This window comes from Gillisia lutea (assembly GCF_021568705.1).
In the GTDB taxonomy this organism is placed as follows: domain Bacteria; phylum Bacteroidota; class Bacteroidia; order Flavobacteriales; family Flavobacteriaceae; genus Gillisia; species Gillisia lutea.
In genome coordinates, this window is sequence record NZ_JAKGTH010000004.1 from 1 (window position 1) to 2,919 (window position 2,919).

The 2,919-nt window shown below is 30.0% G+C and carries 4 protein-coding genes; all 4 read right to left on the minus strand.

What is annotated here, in order from left to right; all coding sequences use genetic code 11:
• Positions 1-137: 137 nt before the first annotated feature.
• On the minus strand, positions 138-437 hold the full coding sequence (locus L1I30_RS00065) for a hypothetical protein (RefSeq protein WP_236132216.1): 300 nt from the start codon (positions 435-437) through the stop codon (positions 138-140).
• Positions 438-458: 21 nt separating this feature from the next.
• On the minus strand, positions 459-683 hold the full coding sequence (locus L1I30_RS14350) for a PLD nuclease N-terminal domain-containing protein (protein ID WP_373314899.1): 225 nt from the start codon (positions 681-683) through the stop codon (positions 459-461).
• Positions 684-875: 192 nt separating this feature from the next.
• Positions 876-2,150 (minus strand): DUF4988 domain-containing protein, encoded by a 1,275-nt coding sequence (locus L1I30_RS00070; protein ID WP_236132217.1) that lies wholly within the window; start codon positions 2,148-2,150, stop codon positions 876-878.
• A 161-nt stretch (positions 2,151-2,311) separates the two neighbouring features.
• Positions 2,312-2,827: a hypothetical protein gene (locus L1I30_RS00075; protein WP_236132218.1), complete on the minus strand. Its 516-nt coding sequence runs from the start codon at positions 2,825-2,827 to the stop codon at positions 2,312-2,314.
• Between the last annotated feature and the right edge of the window lie 92 nt (positions 2,828-2,919).

Below are 2,919 nucleotides of genomic sequence, written 5' to 3' on the forward strand. Positions count from 1 at the left end.
TTATTTAATTTTTCTTTCAAACTAGAAGTTTTAACTAAAATGCACCACAACGGTCTCGTATATTCGTCAGTTGTGGTATTTAAGATACGGATTTGTCCGATTTATTATTTTGTTTCTTGATTTCTATAAACCTTCTTTTAGCTCAATTGCCACAATTGCGAATATGCGTTGTTAGCTGCTGGCATTTTACTATAATCTATCAAAATCACTGCTAATATGATTATTAATATGGAAACTACTCCAATAATAACATTATTTGTTTCGTGGGCTTGGTCGTCAAAATGATTTGAATTTTTAGGCCCATTTAAATATTCTGAGAATTTAAATTTTGGTTTATTTTTAATTGTTCTCCAAATAGTTCCAAAAAGCCATCTAATAATTGCACCAATAAAATTGAAAATTAATTCTATTACAACAAATCCTATAAATTCACTCATTGTATATTAATTCTTTACTTATCAGTTTCTGAAATTAGGTTCAAATTTTCTTCTCCGTCGGCTAGTCATTTTATTTTTAAACTGGAAATATATTATAGGCCCTAAAATTGGAAAAAATATCACTATGACAAACCATATAATTTTAAGGATTTCATTTTTGAAATTTGACTTGTAAATATCAATTAATGCCCATATCCAAAGAATTATTGTCAGTAAACTTAGTAGAATTATGAATGTTTCTGTCATCTTTATTTCATTTGAATTTTTCCGATGCTTGCAGCTAACGGTCTTGGTTAAGGCAAGGAGCGTGGAGTAGGGACGCAAACTTGTCGGTTTAGTTGGTTTTTACTTGATGTCTAAAATAGCACTTTTCACCAGAATGCCCGCTATTTGCGCTTAACCGATGTTATATATAGTTACACTTAGCGCTCTGTTTCTTTAATCTGTCATTTTAACCATGAAACTGGAAGTCAAATCTTCATGATTTACATTTTCAATATTTGAAGATCTAGTGTTGATATTGATTAAATAACTATTATTGTCGGATGGTATTATTGATCTAGCATTGTCAAAATCATTTCCTGAATAGATCATAGTATTAATATTTTCTAATGATGGGCATAAATTTAAAATGTAAGCATCCATGTCATTAGCCAATCCTAAATCACCAATAATCTTAATGTTATTATTGTGATCAATTAAAACTTCATTTACGATATACTGTTTATCTAAACCAAATTCGTTGGTAGTTTTGGTAGCTAAAATATTACCATTCAAATCCAAGATATGATATATATGATCATAAAAATTTGTGTTTACTGATATTATCTGATTATCAAAATTTATTGCTAATGAGCCCGAATTAATACCTCCTACAAAAGTTTTCCAATTTGTAACACCAGTTTTTCCTATTTGCACTATCCAATTTCCAACCTTATTAAAATCACCATTAGTGGACCTTGTATGTATTAATATATTATAAGTGTCATTTTCTTGTACTAATTTTCGACCAAAATCATTTTCGGAGCCTCCGAAAGTTTTTATAAAAACTAATTCTCCAATTGATGTAATTTCCAAGAGTAGAGCATCATTTCCGCCTTTGTTTCGAGATTCTTCAAAATCTGATTCGGAATGTCCTACTATTGTGAAATTTCCATTATCGTTTTCTACTACTGATTTGCTCAAACTAATACCGTCACTCTTATTCCCACCATAATTTTTACTCCATTCTAAATTTCCAGCCTCGTCGAGTTTAACTATCCAAATATCGTAACCACCAAAATTACCAAGTACGTCTCCATCTTTTGATTTCGATTGTCCAACAATTAAAAAACCACTATCCTTTGTTTGAATTATCGATTTTGAAGAATCAAAATCGGAACCTCCATAGGTTTTCACCCATTGCGGTTGAAAGTTCACATCAAATTTGTGTATACTATAATCTTCAGATAATTCCAATCCAATATAGCCTCCATCACTTGTTTTAATCATTTCTGTTATAGCCAAATTATTAATTGTATTGGTTACAGCATATGAAATTTGTTTATTAATACATTCTGATGGTTCCTCAGGGCTCTGTTCTTCTTCAGGGCTCTGTTCTTCTTCAGGGTTCTGTTCTTGCTCAGTAGAATCCTCTTCTAATTTATCATCGCTCTTAGAGCAGGCTGATAATACTAATAAAAATGCGGTAAGAATAATAGTTTTTTTAATCATAATTTTTTTTAGTGTAATTATATATAACGGTCTTGGTTAAGGCAAGTAGTGGGAGTAGGGTCGCAAACTTGTCGGCTTAGTTGTTTTTTACTTGGTGTCTAAAATATCACTTTTCATCGGAATGCCCGCTATTTGCGCTTAACCGATGTTACCTGCTGGCATTAACTAATTATTTTTTTATTACTCTTTTTTTGGAAATTATTTGTCGGAAAAATATATCCATATTCAGTTTTTAATAATTTAAAAAAATATACAGCGAAGCATATTTGGATAATATTTATTCCTAAGTAAAATAAACCATCTGGTGGAGTTACATTTAAATGAAACTCTCTAGAATATAATCTGAAACTACTTTCCATAGTCCAATCACCATAATTGCTCAATCGAATATATATTTGTGGGCCATAGCTGATTTTATAAATGAAACCCATAAAAGCTATAGCTAAAGATTGCATAATATTGAAAACAAAAGGGAATAAATTTCCTTTATAATGGTTTAATTCTAATCCAGTTTTAATCACATAATAAAGTCCGAGTAACAATAAGATCTCAGATATTATTAATAATTTAATATCATAATTACTTTCATAAATCTCGAGTGAATTAAAAATCAAACAAATAATAATCACAATTAGTTGATAAATAATAACTGCTTTTCTTATCAAATTTTTATTCATTTCGTTCTTTGTTCAAATTTTTATTTTGCTTGCAGGTAACGGTCTCGTATATCGACAAGTGGCGCGGATTTATGGATGCGGAATTGTCGGCT

What these genes read in the sequence shown, in the direction of transcription:
- L1I30_RS00065 (WP_236132216.1), bottom strand. Translation starts at nt 437, where the DNA reads ATGAGTGAATTTATAGGATTTGTTGTAATAGAATTAATTTTCAATTTT.
- L1I30_RS14350 (WP_373314899.1), bottom strand. Translation starts at nt 683, where the DNA reads ATGACAGAAACATTCATAATTCTACTAAGTTTACTGACAATAATTCTT.
- L1I30_RS00070 (WP_236132217.1), bottom strand. Translation starts at nt 2,150, where the DNA reads ATGATTAAAAAAACTATTATTCTTACCGCATTTTTATTAGTATTATCA.
- L1I30_RS00075 (WP_236132218.1), bottom strand. Translation starts at nt 2,827, where the DNA reads ATGAATAAAAATTTGATAAGAAAAGCAGTTATTATTTATCAACTAATT.